The 15,767-nt window shown below is 37.1% G+C and carries 12 protein-coding genes; 4 read left to right on the forward strand and 8 right to left on the reverse strand.

Translation table 11 applies throughout. From position 1 onward, the window contains the following. Window positions 1-560 precede the first annotated feature (560 nt). The 3 genes from QNH29_RS28155 (at window position 561) to manA (ending at window position 2,487) form a co-directional block, all read left to right on the forward strand. Window positions 561-920 carry a helix-turn-helix domain-containing protein gene (locus tag QNH29_RS28155; protein ID WP_283862531.1) on the forward strand — a complete coding sequence of 120 codons (360 nt, stop codon included), beginning with the start codon at window positions 561-563 and terminating at the stop codon, window positions 918-920. 2 nt (window positions 921-922) lie between these two features. Continuing rightward, window positions 923-1,078, forward strand: coding sequence for an anti-repressor SinI family protein (locus QNH29_RS28160; protein WP_283862532.1), 156 nt, complete (start codon window positions 923-925; stop codon window positions 1,076-1,078). Window positions 1,079-1,539: 461 nt separating this feature from the next. Next, window positions 1,540-2,487, forward strand: a complete 948-nt coding sequence (manA, locus tag QNH29_RS28165) for a mannose-6-phosphate isomerase, class I (RefSeq protein WP_283865773.1) — start codon at window positions 1,540-1,542, stop codon at window positions 2,485-2,487. Window positions 2,488-2,737: 250 nt separating this feature from the next. On the opposite strand, the gene QNH29_RS28170 is transcribed toward manA, so the two are convergent. The 3 genes from QNH29_RS28170 to yidA are packed head-to-tail and all read right to left on the reverse strand — an operon-like array spanning window position 2,738 to window position 4,303. Next, window positions 2,738-3,103 carry an aminoacyl-tRNA hydrolase gene (locus QNH29_RS28170; RefSeq protein WP_283862533.1) on the reverse strand — a complete coding sequence of 122 codons (366 nt, stop codon included), beginning with the start codon at window positions 3,101-3,103 and terminating at the stop codon, window positions 2,738-2,740. A gap of 59 nt (window positions 3,104-3,162) precedes the next feature. Then, window positions 3,163-3,456, reverse strand: a complete 294-nt coding sequence (locus QNH29_RS28175) for a DUF3817 domain-containing protein (RefSeq protein WP_283862534.1) — start codon at window positions 3,454-3,456, stop codon at window positions 3,163-3,165. Window positions 3,457-3,490: 34 nt separating this feature from the next. After that, window positions 3,491-4,303, reverse strand: a complete 813-nt coding sequence (gene yidA, locus QNH29_RS28180; protein ID WP_283862535.1) for a sugar-phosphatase — start codon at window positions 4,301-4,303, stop codon at window positions 3,491-3,493. 355 nt (window positions 4,304-4,658) lie between these two features. On the opposite strand from yidA, the gene QNH29_RS28185 reads away from it, so the two are divergent. Then, the gene (locus QNH29_RS28185; protein WP_283862536.1) at window positions 4,659-4,820 is read left to right on the forward strand and encodes a hypothetical protein; all 162 of its coding nucleotides are present in this window, start codon (window positions 4,659-4,661) and stop codon (window positions 4,818-4,820) included. Between the two features lie 134 nt (window positions 4,821-4,954). Here QNH29_RS28185 and QNH29_RS28190 read toward each other — a convergent pair whose 3' ends face one another. The 5 genes from QNH29_RS28190 to QNH29_RS28210 form a co-directional block, all read right to left on the reverse strand. Then, entirely contained in the window at window positions 4,955-5,536 is a 582-nt protein-coding gene (locus QNH29_RS28190) for a hypothetical protein (protein ID WP_283862537.1), read from the reverse strand. A 420-nt stretch (window positions 5,537-5,956) separates the two neighbouring features. Continuing rightward, window positions 5,957-6,928 carry a DUF2628 domain-containing protein gene (locus QNH29_RS28195; RefSeq protein ID WP_283862538.1) on the reverse strand — a complete coding sequence of 324 codons (972 nt, stop codon included), beginning with the start codon at window positions 6,926-6,928 and terminating at the stop codon, window positions 5,957-5,959. A 211-nt stretch (window positions 6,929-7,139) separates the two neighbouring features. Continuing rightward, the gene (locus tag QNH29_RS28200; RefSeq protein ID WP_283862539.1) at window positions 7,140-8,369 is read right to left on the reverse strand and encodes an RtcB family protein; all 1,230 of its coding nucleotides are present in this window, start codon (window positions 8,367-8,369) and stop codon (window positions 7,140-7,142) included. Between the two features lie 459 nt (window positions 8,370-8,828). Beyond that, window positions 8,829-11,537 (reverse strand): Ig-like domain-containing protein, encoded by a 2,709-nt coding sequence (locus QNH29_RS28205; RefSeq protein ID WP_481858849.1) that lies wholly within the window; start codon window positions 11,535-11,537, stop codon window positions 8,829-8,831. Window positions 11,538-12,147: 610 nt separating this feature from the next. Beyond that, window positions 12,148-15,756, reverse strand: a complete 3,609-nt coding sequence (locus QNH29_RS28210; protein ID WP_283862541.1) for a triple tyrosine motif-containing protein — start codon at window positions 15,754-15,756, stop codon at window positions 12,148-12,150. Window positions 15,757-15,767: the final 11 nt, after the last annotated feature.

Raw genomic sequence — 15,767 nt, forward strand, 5'->3', positions numbered from 1 at the left:
AAGCTTATTTTATGTTCCTTATAAAGAACGTGTCAAGTTGAAAATTGTTCTTTTTAAAATTCCATTTAACAAATGTATTGACATTTTAATGTCAGTCAATATTCTTCCTACATGCTTATCCCCATCTTGTTAATACCAACTCTTATGACAATAATCATCAGGTCGTTCTTAAAAGAGAATTGACTTAAAAAATATATCATACAAATTCTTATTTGAACAATACAAAAATGGTAAATTTTGAAATTCCCACTTGGTCCGTTTAGCAAACAAGAAAGCATTCTTCTTGTTCTCTATTTCCTTAATTTATTCTTAAAAATACTTGTAATGCATCATTTCGTTCTTTATAATGAAAATGTGAAATCGCTGTTCAATAAGCATGATCTTTTTCAAACATATAATTCAAGCTGTGTTTGCATTCAATCTGCTGCTGTTGACTACAAACAAAGCTTTAATGTGCCAAATGTTGGATTTTACTTATTAGTAATATTTTATATCCATTTATTTTTTTCACAATCAGTTCGTTATAACGCATATACATTATCTATTTTAAGGAGGTAAAAATGGTTGGAGTTCGTATAAAAAAATTGAGAGAACAAAAGGGGTATTCCATTACGGAATTAGCAGAACTTGCAGGAGTATCCAAATCATACCTGAGTTATATTGAACGAAATCTTCAAAATAATCCCTCACTCCAGTTTTTATCAAAGATTGCTGTACCATTGGATACTACGATTACATTTTTATTATGTATTGATGATAACGAATCACACCCTTTGATGGATCAACTACTGGATGAAGAGTGGAGGGCCTTAATTCAAAAGGCTATTAATAATGGAATGAGTAAAGATGATTTCAAGAATTATCTGGATTATATTCGTTTTACAAAATGGTTAAATCAAAAAAAGGAGTTTGGTGAATAAGCATGACAACAACTATTATGGAACAAGATTCTAAAACCCCTTTTGATGATGAATGGAAGAAATTAATATCATATGCAAAAATTTCAGGCCTTACAAAAGAAGATATACTTCAATTCTTGCAAAAAAATAGTACGAATGAATTATGTAAAAAGATATAAGATTACAATTCTTACATCCTTTTAAAGTGAGATGTATCCTTTTCAGGTTTCTATGAGTTCTTTAGGATGACACTGAACTACTAGAATGGGGTAAACTTTAGCTAAGGATTTTCACAAAATCTTTACACCAGAAAACAAGAACACCTTAACCCACGACATCTATGCCCCCTGCACTTTTATTTTGTTTTGCATTTAGCCGCATAGGCACTTATGTATATTTGTATTCTTTCTTTATCTTTTTCACCAAGTACTTAAATCCCTCTCCATTTTGTTTGTTATTCGAAAAAATGGAAATTTCAGGGTCTGCTTAAGGTCGGTCATTTTTATAAAAATATTTCCGTTTAACTTATGTAGGATTATACGCTGTTACTGAATTTTAAGTGAATCCATAGTGAATTTTTGGAATCCTCTTTGCTGAGTTTATTCTGGAGTTATTAAAAATTGTTCTTTTGGAGGTAATAATCTTGCAACCTTTATTCTTGAAGTCAGTTTTTAAAGAGAGAATTTGGGGCGGTACGACCTTGAAGATGGAATTTGGGTATGATATTCCAACTGAAAATACAGGGGAGTGCTGGGCAATTTCAGCTCATCCAAATGGACCATCAGTGATTGAGAATGGCCCTTATGCGGGAGTAGGGTTGGACACGTTATGGAAGGAACACCCAGAGCTGTTTGGACATCCAAAGGAAGAGGTTTTCCCACTGTTAACAAAAATATTAGATGCCACTATGGACTTGTCTGTCCAAGTTCATCCAGAGGACTCATATGCTAAGGTCTATGAAAATGGCGAGTTAGGGAAAACGGAATGTTGGTATATTCTTGATTGTAAAGAAGATGCCTACATGATCTATGGCCATCATGCACAGTCAAGGGAAGAATTAATGGAGCAAATTAACAAAGGTCAATGGAATAAACTATTGCGTCGAGTTAAGATTAAGCCAGGGGATTTTTTCTATGTTCCTAGCGGAACCATTCATGCGTTATGTGAAGGAACCCTTGTAATTGAAACACAGCAAAGCTCCGATACGACGTATCGTGTATATGATTATGAACGCCGGGATGCAAATGGAAATTTACGTGAACTTCACCTGGAGAAGGCGATTTCTGTAACCAGTGTGCCGTTTCAAGAAACTGGTGTTATTCCCAATATTAAAGTGAGGGAAAATGTCGCGATTACTACTTTCGTAGAATCTGAGTTTTTCTCTGTACATAAATGGGATATTACCGGTCAATCTACCTTCCTAAATGATAATCAATATTTACTAATGAGTGTGATAAATGGGGAAGGAATCCTTGTTCATAATGGGAATCGTTACTCACTGAACAAAGGAACGCACTTTATTATTCCGGTTGGATTTGGAGAATTCAGTATAGAAGGAAGTTGTAGTTTAATTATTTCGCATAAATAAGATGTGGGGGTCTGACCCCAGTACTAAGGTTATTCGTAATCTCTTTCATACGTACCCATTTTGTAAGTATCTAAAAAATGCACACTCTAAAATATTCCATTTATAGCCATAAAAAGGGAATACTAGAATACCAGGGGAATGCCACAGGAATTGCAATAGGGATTGCAATAGGGATTGCAATAGGGACGGTTCCCGCGGTATCTGTAAAAAAATCCGCCAGAACCGTCCCTAAAATTCATTTCCTCAAATTTCAGTTTTTTAAGAGAGTTAAATGTCCGACGATTTCCTTCGCTTCAAATTTTTCCATCGGCGGAAGGGCAATTACAGTTAATGAACCCGCTTTAATCTCTGTTAAGCCACTATCATGTATACTGAAAAAACCTCTTTTTTCTAACTTTTCAAGCTCGGTTTGTTTACCCTTTAGAATAATTTTCTTCATTCCGCTCTGTACCCATTCCACGAAATCATCGTGCCTTTCAGGAAAAGGGGAATGTGAGGACATCAGGTTAATCGTACTTAGAGTTGCAGCATGAGCCACTTGTGCGGCTGTTTTACCCGTCGACATTTTTAGGTCTTGGTTTACAATAAAATATTGAACGAGATCTCGTTTATTCATCTTCGTGTTCAATCCTTCTATAAAGGTTAATTCAAAGCTTCATACTTTAATCATTCTATCTAGTACCGTGACTTACGTAGTTTCGCATCAAGAAAAATATTACCGAAAGGAATAAACGCAACAGCAATCGCTGAGGTTACCCATATAAAGGACCACCTAATCTTAAAAGTTACATATGCAATAGTAAACAAATACATGATAAAGAACAAACCGTGAAGCGAACCAACAACTGTTACTACTTCTGGGAGACCTGCAAAGTACTTAAGCGGCATAGCAATAAATAACAAAATGAGCAGGGATAAACCTTCTATAAATCCCATTAACCTAAATCGACCAATTGCTGAGGTTAACATACTATTCCCTCCTATCTTTTATCTACCATGCATTTTAATTGTTTAATACTAATTTTTCTATGGCATAAGCTACTCCATGTTCATTATTAGATAGTGTATGGAACTGGGCCGCTTCTTTCACAACAGATACTGCATTGGCCATTGCCACTCCACAGCCTGCATACTCAATCATACTTAAATCATTCTCGCCATCCCCCATGCAGATGACCTCTTCTCGTTTAATTCCAAGTTTTTCAGCCAGCTGTTTGACTGCATTTCCTTTGCTGACACGCGGATCTAGGATTTCTAAAAAGAACGGAGTACTTTTTACGAACGTATATTTTTCCCAGAATGATTCAGGTATGTTGGCAATGCTCGTATTCAAACGGTCCGGTTCATCAATGAACATTACCTTCGGAATTAGCATGTCCTCTGGTACTTCATCAATTGGCAGATAATGAAGAGGCATCTGATTGATATGAGCTTCATGAATGGTATACTCGTTTATTACTCTATGCGGTGTATAAAGATGTTCTGTATCAAAGTAATGGAGCGGTGAACCAATCTTTAGGCCTAATTCATATATGTCTTTTAAATCATCATAGCTTAAGGTAATTTGGGATTCTACATCCTTGCTGTACGTATTTTGTACAAGTGCACCATTAAAGGTAATCACAAAGTCATCTTCATCGTTTAATTTTAATTCCTCTATAATCGATTGGACACCAACGATTGGCCTCCCCGTACAGATTACCACCTTTACTCCTTTTGCTTTAGCAGCTTGAATGGCGTCATTGACCTCTTTTGTAATTTCCTTTCGATCATTCATCAGTGTTCCATCAATATCTATTGCTATTAATTTATACAAAACATGTCCTCCTAAATCTCGCTTTTAATTGAGCATATTACCATATTACAAGAAGGACAATGATTAATCCAGAGGACCCATACTATCTTAATATATCCGTAACTCATGGCTTTTTTATTTTTTAACGTTTAAAAAGCTAGTGTTTCGGGTATATATATAGTATTTGGAATAGGAACCCTAAAAACTGAATAATATAGAGTTAAAGACCTATAACTCTACTTCGTAGATATCAGATAGTATCTATATATACATAAACGCAAAACTAAAGGGGCTAACAACATATTTGGTGATCATGCTCGCCAGTTACCGAATACGGTCTCTTACGATTTTTGAAAAATTAAAGGAGACAAACATTATGGAGATCAACAGGAATATGACAAAACTTAGAATTATGTGGCATTCGGCAAGAATAAACTATTTAAAGCAATTATTGGATAGCTGTCTCGATACCATTATTCAAACAAAATTGAGACGAAAAATAACCTATCATTACAATAGGTTAATTGATCTTAATTAGTCGGGTACCTTAACCACTGGGACGGTACATCATGGTTAAACCATGGTAAATATCTTAGGGTGATGTTCATCCCTCGGCTCACTAATATCACCAATTAATAAGCCATATAAACCGCCCACAATGTTCACTCGGTTTTACGCAAAAAACGCCTTTACTTTTTTAGACCCTTTTACTAAGTAAGCAATGGGTTTGATATAGATAGGATATCCTTCAGTGTTATTGATGGCGTCTTCCACATCAATTAAAGCTGGAACCAGTCTCTTCTTACCAAACATAACTTCCTCGCCAACTTTTTCGATTCTGAATTTAAACTTCTCGGTTAATTTTACATAATGATTATGCTCTAAATAGCTAACGTAAAAGCGAACCTGGTTATTCTTAGCATGCATGGCTGCCAGCTTAAGCAAATCCAATAAGATGGATTTTGAAGCAAACTCTTTTGTTACCCCCATTTTACGAACCTGGTAAGAATACTTTAAGTTTTCTAGTATGCGTGTTTCTTTTGATATATCAATTAAATCCTCAATTTCCAAGAGATTCGCATCACATGGCACAAATTCGATTGTTCCAACACTTCTGTTGGTTTTGTCCTTTAACAGATAAGCTTCTGAGTTTTCAGCAAGCGTTGTTACCTGGTATTTCCTTTCATTGGCGATTTGACTCCACAGAGTCATAAACTCTTCTTTTTGTTCATGGTTTTCTACCAAAACATTCATCGTTATCATCCCCGCTAGTTGTATTACTTTGTCCTTTTAATTGTGTAATAATTAACCAAATTTGGCAATAGAAAAACGTTTGGTCTATAAAATGCCCTCCACCATATGCTAAATTATTACATTATTTGACTAGCTACAACAAACTGGTAACTAATCAAACGTTTGATTAGTTTGAATTGAATCTGTTTAGCAACTTGAATTTCCTTTATAATAATGGTGCAATAATTGTCGAGGAAATATCGTCAATATGTGACCCTATAAATAGAACCAATCAAGAACTTTGAAACAAAAAACTGCACCTCCAAATGTTAGTCGCAACTAGCAATTGTGGTGCAGCATTAAATATTGTTCTTCTTTAGAATACCTATCATAATCATAAGAAATAACCTTACTCAACCCGCCATATATAGAAACGAAAAGTTAGTCCGCAAAGATGGTGCCTAGCAAGTGTTCACGTTCAAATTGATCTAAAACCTCACCATCAACTACAATCATCTGATCGATATACGAATCCCCGGTTATCCCTATATCGATGATGACAGACACGACTTCCCCATCCCGGTCTGCTACTCCTGTAAAGCGAACAATCTCATAAGGAAGCTCGGTTTCTTGGTTTTCCCAGTGGGGAGACCCAAAAAACCGGTGAAACCCATTTCCAATCGTAGCTGATGGATAACTTTTATAGGATCCGTTCTGAACACTTACGATATTTATCGCATTAGGTGGAATAAGCACGTCCTGACTAACCAAATAAAAAATTACAAAACCCATGAAAGAAGTTATGGCAGTTATCCAATTAGTTCTGCCCTTCTTTTTCGACCATATGTCCATTTTTTCCTGATTATTGTTTCTTCGTTTACCTTTCGTCAATTGCCGTTTGGTGTGCTGCAAATAAAAATAGTTTCCGAACAATCCATAAAGTAACGTAATGCAAACCTTTAGCACCCATAGGATCGGAAAATAAAAAATAGAATAGGTGATATCAATAAAGTACAACAACAAATCTAACCAAAGATAGATACCTGCCAGAAACCCAAGATACCGATACATTTTTCGGTAGCCGAGCCAAATTGGTCCTAGAAAAAAGGATGCCCAATTCCAGCTTGTTTTGATTGCTCGATTTTCTAACTGGTCCCATTTTCTTCGATAATAATGATGCTTTTTTCCCACATAAGACTGCTCCATCTCAAGGTCGTTTTCAACAAGTTCTTGCGCTGGTTTTGGATCTTGTACATATTCACTGGAAACAACATGCCCACATCTATAGCAATGAGCCTCATGTTCCCCTATTTCCTGACCACAATCTCGGCAACTCAAATTCATCACTTCTCTCTTATAAATAGACGAATGCAAAAAAGTTTTTCCTTGATTATATTCAATAAAAAAATTCATTTATCCTATCTCCATTCATTTTTTTCTTAACTTTTTCAATCAATCGACAAAGAGTGACATATATGAATTCAATTAAACGTTTGATTAGTGGAAGATTCAAACCATACCCAGTTTGGGATTAGTACAAATAATTGTTGCAAGAATTGTCGATGATATGGACATTACTCCATGAAAAAAGAGAGACCATAAGAAGTCTCTCTTAACTACGAAACTATGATTTTTTATATTTTCCAGGTATATATTTTTCACTGGCTTTAAAGTTATAAACGGGTTTGATAAAAGAAACAATCTCCGTTGTTTCCTCGATTTTTTCTAGAATTTCATTCATTGGCTTGTAGGCCATTGGCGCTTCATCAAGTGTTTCTTCAGATACTGATGTCGTCCAAACGCCCTCCATTGTTTTGTGAAAGTCTGCCATATCTAAAGTTTTCATTGCTTTTGTACGGCTTAAGACACGGCCTGCTCCATGTGGTGCGGAATAATTCCAATCCTCATTCCCTTTACCCACCGCTAAAATGGAACCATCCCTCATGTTGATCGGAATAATGAGCCGTTCTCCCTTTTGGGCAGAAACTGCCCCTTTTCGCAAAATCAAGTTATCCGTATCAATATAATTGTGCACGGTATCGAAGCGATCGAGTTCCTCAAATCCCATATTGTCAATGATAGCTCTTGCAATTTCTTCGCGGTTTGATTTTGCGAATGCTTGAGCTAATTTCATGTCATGCATATAATTATAAAAATCCTCACCTTCCAAATACGCTAAATCATTTGGAATCACTGGATTCTTTTCTTTGTAATTTTGAATGGCCGTTTGGATTTCTCTTTCCCGGCCCGCAGCTTTTAATTGTTCAATCATTTCCGTTAAGTCTTGATTACGAAGCTTTGAAATTGCTACCTTCTGATAGTAGGTTGCAATCTTTGCCCCAACATAACGGCTACCAGTATGGATCGTTAAGAAGTGGCAGCCATCGGAATCAATTGACGCTTCGATAAAATGATTTCCGCCCCCAAGGGTTCCCAAGCTATAAAGACTTTTATTCTGACTGAGTATATGTTTAGCCCTGAACTCTTCTGTGGATGGGAAATCCGTGCTAATAAATTTTACCGTATCATCCGTATGAAGTTCATGGCCGCTTGGGACGTATGAACGAATGACGTTATCCAGTTTGTTAAAATCAACTTTTTTATCTTGAAGCCTAACGGTCAGGACACCGCAGCCAACATCGACTCCAACTAGGTTAGGAACGACCTTATCTTTCAACTGGATGGTTGTGCCAATTACACAGCCTTTCCCAGCATGATAGTCTGGCATTATACTAATCTTTGTATCCTTTAAAAACGCTTGATTACATAGCTCCTGTATTTGCTCCATCGCCGTTTCCTGCGGATAATTAGAAAATACCTTTGCTTCTGTTTGTGTCCCTTTTATTGTTATCACAAGATTTCCCTCCCCCAACGCAGATTACCAATAGGCTACCATTTTACCTACATTCTTACAATCGATTTCGTGCGACAATTTTAATGGGTTATAAGTCTTTGTTTGAGTATTAATAATACCGCCATCAATGTTTCCTTAATCGACAAGAAACGTCTTAACTAATCGTTTAATTAAAACTCTCTTAAACCCTTTTGAAAAACGAACTTTTAATAGTTTTCCGGGAAATTTTTTGTCGATAACATATTCTCTTACCGACAGCAAAATGACAATTACTTTCCAAAAACATTATATTTTTCCACTAGTAGACTCCCTTAGACAAATCAAAAACTAATTAAATGATTGATTAATTTGACTAAAATCCCTCCACCTGCAAGAAGTTTCTTCACCCAAGAAGTACGTAAAATGTCGAGAAAAAACACCCTTGAAATTCAAGGGTGTCTAATGATAGTCTTTTTACTTTTAGTTAATTACTTGTTTAATAAAATCTCCACTTACCCATCCGGTAGTTGTGGAATTAGGCACAAACACTTGATACCAGCCATTTTGTGTTACAGGCACTCCGTTGATCGTAACAAGATTCAAATAAGCACCGTTTCTAACACTAGCAATCATACTCGAATCCGTTGAAGCACTGCTGCGAATATTTAAAGAACCGCCAGCAAGGGTTACCTGTGCTAAGTTTTGAATCTGTAAATATCCACCATAAAGCCAGCCGGTTTGGCCATTCACACTTACTCGGTACCAACGATAGGCGTAATTACCTGTTGTAGTCGGTTCATAGTAAACATCAGTATTATATCCTAATACGGTGATGGCTGTACCCTGAGGAATGGAACCGATGACGGTTGATCGTAAAATATATGGTAATGATCTTAAAGTTAGTGATGAAGTATTCACTATCTTTGCGTTGATCCCACTTGGGAAGTTAATAATCGTATCTTCCGGATATGGCAGTCCAGCTGGAATATCTCTCACCAAAGTAGGTGGAGCAATGTTAGACATTCCAAGAACATTCGCATTGGAATAATAGGCGTTATCATAAGGTTTCATACCTTGCATAAGATTTGCAATCCCATTTTTCCAATTTTGATCTGTCGCATAGTTCACATTCATCCCGATTAAATTTGGACCTTCATAATAAGCTCCAGACTCATTTAGATAATCCACTCTAACCTGATAGGCTACTCTAAAAATACTATCCTGAACGGATTGGAAATAGTAACCACAAGTGAAAGGACACGGATCATAGGCACCATATCCATAAAGGTTATTCTTGTAACCTATTAAATCTGAACCGCCCCAGCCAGTCTCCCAAATCGCGTGAGCGACTAAATATTGTGCATTTACACCATATCGATTCTGAGCGTCAATAAAGCTTTGGGCATAATTTTTTAGCGGGCTGCTGGATTGATTTCTAGAATTAAAGAAATTAACAATATCATTAGCAGTTATATTCGCTGGTTTCATTAGATTTAATGAAAGATATGGACTACCATTTTTAACTGTAATGCTTGCAGAAAGAGTATGACTGTTGCCATTTTTCCCCGTTTCTTTAATCGTTAGAGTATGTGGTCCATCTGTGATTTGTTTTGTATCTAACGAGTATTGGAAACCTGCGTTTGAATTAAGGTATTCTGGGAGGACATTTGCCACATCAGTACGGCTTAAGCCATACTGTGCATTTCCAATCAACTTGTCATCCACAAAAACTTCAATTTTTTCTACACCACTGCCATCTAAATACCATCCACGAATCGTTGACACTCCGTTAATGGTTGTACCGGATTGTGGAGTATCTAAGAATCCCAATGTCGGCAAATGATCAAGATTTTGGATACTTACACTACTATCAAACTGTTTCGTTGAACCGTTCTTCGCAGTAGCTTTAACGGTAATGGTGTGTGCACCGTTTGCATAGTTCTTAGTGTCAAGAGCAAACTCATATCCACCGTTTGCGTTATTATACTGAGGGTAGAATCTTTGAACATCTAATCGAGTGAGACCATACTTGGCCTGACCGACCAATTGTCCATCGACTAAAACATCAACTCTAGCAATCCCGTCATCATCTAAAAACCAGCCGCGTACGGTACTGATTCCTTTTACAATTGAATTATTCGCGGGTGCATCCAAAAATCCAACTAACTCCAAATTTACAGCATTTTTAACATTTACACTAACGCTTTGAAGTTCAGTGCTGGCTCCATTTTTACCAGTTTCTCTAACCGTAATCGTGTGCAACCCATTAGTAAGTTTTTTGGTGTCAAGAGCAAACTCATAACCCGCGTTTGCGTTTTGATACTCCGGTAAAACGTTTAGAACATCTGGCCGGGAGCTGCCGTACTGTGCCTGCCCCACAATCTGTCCATCAACTAAAACCTCCACTTTAGAAACACCACTAGCGTCTAAAAACCAACCCCGTACAGACGTTATGCCACTAATCGTAGAGCCATTCTTTGGTGTATCCATAAAACCAACCGTTGGCAAATTTTTAACATTCACTGTCTTAGTTGGCAGTTCAGTTATAGTGCCGTTATTTCCAGTCCCTCTCACAGTAATAACGTGGGTACCATTTGTAAGCTTTCTAGTATCAAGAGAAAATTCATAACCCGCGTTTCCGTTTTGATAGGCTGGAAGAACTTTTAGAACGTCAGGTCGAGAAAGGCCGTACGTTGCTTGTCCCATAATTTTTCCATCTACAAAGACTTCAACTTTGGAAACACCACTAGCATCTAAAAACCAACCTCTTACATTCGTAATACCATTAATGGAAGAGTTAGAGATTGGTGAATCAATATGACCAGTTGGAGCTAAAGCTACATTCTGCACATTTACTGTTTTCCCCTGTAATGACAGTGTAGACCCGGTCTTTGAAGTAGCTTTAACGGAAATGGTATGTTGTCCATTGGTAAGTGACCTGGTATCAAAATTAAATTCATAACCAGAATTTGCATTTTGATAGTCAGGAAAAACGTTATAAACGTCAGGTCGAGAAAGACCATATTGGGCTTGGCCGACAACTTTTCCGTCAACTAAAACCTCCACTTTGGAAACTCCGCTGGTGTCTAAGATCCATCCCCGAACCTTGACCATCCCACTCACCGTTGATCCTGCAGGTGGCGTGTCCAAAAACCCTAGGGGTTGAAGTGGTGTACTGTTTGCTAGCACTTTACCATTATTAAACAATATGAGAATTGTAAAAAAGGCGGCCAACAGTATATACCTGTTTGCTTTTTTGATAATGTGTATGCACCTCCAAGAAAATGTAAAACTAGTAGACTAGTACAACATGAATTTTAGCAAAAAAGGTCGAAAAATGATAGAGTAGCTGTCATTTTAATGCATAAGTCATACAAAATTGTAATAAATTGTAATTTTATAAAAAGTCTCCGTAAATTAAAAAAAGCTTCGAACGATTGAAACTTTTCCCACCTACAAACAGTCTAATTGCAGTAGATGTTAACCAAAAATTTACAATAAATACATATCAAGTTAACTCTATAATTTTATAATGTATTTGGAGTTATATGATGGGAGGGATTTTCATGAAACGAAAGGATTATTTTATTTTTACATCGCTTTTAGTATTAATTGTCTTGATAGCAAGACCTTTTGTATATTCTTTGGAAGCCATCCTGGTTAAAATTTTTTCAGTTTAAACACTAATCGTCTTACTTTGCATGTTGAAAAGATTTGACTAAAAAATACTTAGAGTAAAAACTCTCTCTTTGAAAAAGGGAGAAATACCAAATGGTACTTCCCCCTCTCTTTTAGCGTACTATTCTTTAACATTAAATAGCATTTCAGTCCGTGCTTCAAAGGATTCACCTGAACCAGGTTTGCCCTTTTCTTTACCAAGAACAATGATCGTGTAACTTCCTGCACTCGTTGGTGTCCAAGTTACTGTATCATTGCTGCTATACTCCTGAAGAGTCGCAGGTGCACCCTTTTCACCCTTGACCAAGAATCGGTACTCAGGTTGATTGATTCCTTCAGATGCTGCTGTTAACGTAATCGGAGTTCCAACAATGGTTGATGAAGGCTGATCTGCTTTAACTTGAACACTTGTTTCTTTTCCAGCTTTAATCTTATAACTCATTTCAGTTTGAGCTTCAAATAAATCCTTCGATCCCTTGTCCTTACTATGAACAATTACAGTGTAGTTGCCTTTACTCGTTGGTGTCCATGTAAAGGTGTTATCATCACTATACTCCTGAAGAGTGGTTAGATTTCCCTTGTTATCTTTAACATAGAAAAGGTACACAGGCTCATTGCTTCCTTCAGATGTTGCCGTAAACGTAATAGGTGTTCCAACAACATTTGGAGAAGCTTGATCCGCATCAACCTGTAAACTTGTAACTTTTCCAACATTAATCGTATAGTTTAGTTCATTTCGGGCTTCATAAAAACTAGCTGAGCCAGTTTTGTATTTATCCTTTGCCTCCACAATAATGGTATAGTTACCTGGCGCAGTCGGTGTCCATGTTATGGTATCTTGACTGCTATACTCTTGAATAGTCGTAACGTCTCCTTTATCATCACGGACATAGAACCGATACTCTGGGTTACTGCTTCCTTCTGAAGTTGCCTTAACAGAAATAGGTGTACCTACAATTTGCGGACTTGTCTGATTAACTTCAAGATTTACTGAAGTAACGGGTTCACTTTCGTTTTGGTCGACAAATAGAGGTTGAGGGAATGTGTCATATACGTAATTACCTGCTCTATCCTTTGCCGATACTTCCAATCTCCATTTTCCTGTGTAATCAACTGAAGTAATCGTTTTACTTCCAACCCAGACGTTTTCATTAGGGTCATATTCTAAGTCGATCGTTTCAAAGTGTCCGCCAAATTCACTTGCATTCCAAAACTGTCCATCCATGAAAATAACACTGACACTTTCAACCTCTGATCCTGCATCTGTCGCTTTTACTCTGAAAGAAACTGAGTCACCTAATTGAACGGTTCCAGGTGTAAAGCTCAATTCTTCGAAAACCGGTTTTTCATAATCAGGCGTGTCATTTAAAATTAACAATTCATCGTTCATCCAGTATCCACCGTAATTACCCGCTTGGTCTACAGCCTCTAATGATATAGAATGTAATCCAGTAGAGGAGTATGCTGGAATTGTATAAGATCCTACCCATAATTCACGGGTCTCATCATAGGATAGTGTTACTTTCTTCGTTCTAGATTCAGCATTGCCATACTGACTGATTTGAACGTAGACACTATTCATTCCTGACTGATTTTCACTAACCTTCGCTTCAAACTGAACTGTATCACCAGGTTGTGCAATAATTTTGTCAAAGTTAAAGGATTCAATTGTAGGTGCAGTTATATCTTGATTTGGATTATCGATTTCCATTTGATACGTACCAGACTGAATATTACCAGCGAAGTCCCTTGCCATAATTTCAACAGTCCATATACCGGATGCATCCCTTTGTTCCACTGTGAATTTCCCTATCCATTTCTTGGTCGTTTGATCAAGGGAAAATGTGATATCTCGGTAACCTAGATCCCCCATATTCATGAAGGCATATACAGAGTGGATGCCAGATCCGATATCGGATGCTTCTACTTCAATCGTTACCTCATCACCCAAAGTTGCTGCATCAGGTGTAATCGTCACGTCTTCGATTACTGGCAATTCTGTATCAGCATTTGGATTTTCTATGGTGAACGTCTTCTCTGCTGAAAAATAATGACGATTTCCTTTTACATCTTTTACATTAAAGTATACATACCATTCTCCAGGTTTGTCATTTTGACTTACAGGATAGCTTCCAATCCATGTTCCATTTACTGAATCATAAGTAAGTTCTACATATCTGTTGAGATTTAATTCATCCGTAATTCTTGCTGTTACACTGTTAATTACATTTTCATCATTAGCAAATTTCGCTTGAATTTGAAGATTATCGCCTGCCATAACAGGATTTGAAGAAAATTCAACGTTTTCTAATGTGAGCGGAGTTGGGTTGGATACATAAAATGATTGTGATAACCATTCAGACCTTTTATTCCCCTTGAAGTCGATGGCTTCTACACTATGAACAAAGATCTCTCTTCCATCTTCAATAGATTCAGGAATCATGACTGCTGCCGTCCACTTTCCATTTTCAGGATCATACTTGAATGGTACATAACCTAAGTAGTCCAGATATGCTTGAACATAGGCTACACCTGATTTGTCATCTTCCACGGTTACTGACAATGTCACTTTTTCACCAACCGATACGTCGGTCGGATTAACTTCTAAATTTGAGATTGTAGGAGCTGTATAATCCCCATCAGGATTCATGACAGTAAAATATGATGAATAGTAATTTGAGCTATTATTATCAAAATTGTCTGTTGCACTTACATACAATAACCAATCACCATCATAGGTAGTTTCCTTTGCAGTGAAAGTACCTACCCATTTGTTTAGTTCTTGATTGTAATTCATCTTTACTGTTACATAGTGCTCGTAGTTAGATGAATGAAGACTTGCTGATACTTCACGAACTCCTGATTTACCGTCGCTTACATCAGCCGTTATCGTCACCGTTTCTCCTACTTGAATAACAGAAGGTGAAACCTCGATATTTTCAATAACCGGTGCCGTAAAATCTCCATCTTCATTATTGATATAAAGGGTTTTAGACGTATCAATCGTTCCATAATTACCTGCTGTATCTTGTGTGTCCACCATTAAGGTATTTAAGCCGTGACTGTCGTTTTTTTGTACAGTATATGAACCAACCCATTCCCCTTTTTCTTGGTCATATTCTAAATAGACATAACGATTCGTTCCATTAACAGATTGCAGATATGCATTCACATAAGAAATATCAGACTTATCATCGGTAACCTTCATTGAAATAGTAACAACGTCCCCAACATTAGCAGTAACCGGATCAATGACAACGTTTTCTACTGCAGGAGCTGTAAAGTCTCCGTCAGCGTTATGTATAGTAAATGACTCTGAAATATAAGCCCAGTTTGAATTATACATGTTGTCCATCATGTGAATTTCCTCTAAAACCCATTCTCCAGGTACATCATTCACTCCTACATTATAGGTCCCGATCCAATTAGATGATTCAGGGTTGTAGACAAACTCAATGTACCTGGCACCATTAGGTTTTGATTTGTCTGCTAAGTATATCATGGCAGATACACTTGATACTCCGGAAATGTCATCCGATACTGAGGCTGTAAAAACAATCTCTTCCCCTACATTGACCTCTGTTGTAGATAATTGAACGTTATGAAGAGTAGGTCCCATATAATCAGACTCTGTGGTTTGATCACTTGTAACGAATGACTGAGCCATCGTCATTAGTGGATTCGTGATTAACAAAATGATTAGCAAGAATACTAGTGACTTGTTGTTCAAAAGCCCCACTC

It is taken from the genome of Neobacillus sp. DY30 (genome assembly GCF_030123065.1).
Taxonomy (GTDB): Bacteria; Bacillota; Bacilli; order Bacillales; family Cytobacillaceae; genus Neobacillus.